We start from the raw sequence: 561 nt of genomic DNA on the forward strand, positions 1-561 counted from the left end.
ATGGCAAATACGCACAATTATATAAGTGATAGTCATCAAACCCATATTGGCTTGGAAAACCACGCAGATGACTTTGTTGGTGTAGTGTTTGGTCAAAATCCTGCTACTTTTGGACAGAGACCCCCTGATAGTAACGCAGCGAAAGAAGCAGGAAAAGTGCTATTTAGTTATCCAAGTCCCCACGCTTGTTATGGTCATGCGGATCAAGCATGTAGACATGACTATGGGTTATCTCACCGTATACATGTTGATTCAATTAATTTAGGGAGCAAAAAATGAAACACATTTTAAGATTATTAAGCGGGATAATCCTGTTAAATATAGCTGGATGTAATTTTTTTAAGCCTTCTCCTGGATACATATATATGTGGGAGAAGCCAGGAGCAGACTTTACTGAGGTAGGAAAAGCATTGTTAGAATGTGGAATGCCGAGTCTTATCGATCTTGATTCAGAAAATAGAGAGCAGAGTATTAATGCACAGGCAACAGTCCATGCATGCATGATTCAATCAGGATTCCGCTATAAAAATGAACATGTGGGTGGGTGGTGTTATACTTTTA

1 protein-coding gene and 1 pseudogene are annotated in these 561 nt (G+C 39.0%); both read left to right on the top strand.

What is annotated here, in order from left to right:
• A pseudogene (locus ABD915_RS10200) lies at nt 1-279 on the top strand (hypothetical protein); the annotation flags it as partial.
• Nucleotides 276-561 (top strand): hypothetical protein (locus ABD915_RS10205; RefSeq protein ID WP_345117855.1); only part of this gene is annotated, 286 nt, incomplete at its 3' end. The pseudogene ABD915_RS10200 and the gene ABD915_RS10205, both read left to right, overlap by 4 nt.

The organism is Bartonella jaculi (assembly GCF_039543045.1).
In the GTDB taxonomy this organism is placed as follows: Bacteria; Pseudomonadota; Alphaproteobacteria; order Rhizobiales; family Rhizobiaceae; genus Bartonella; species Bartonella jaculi.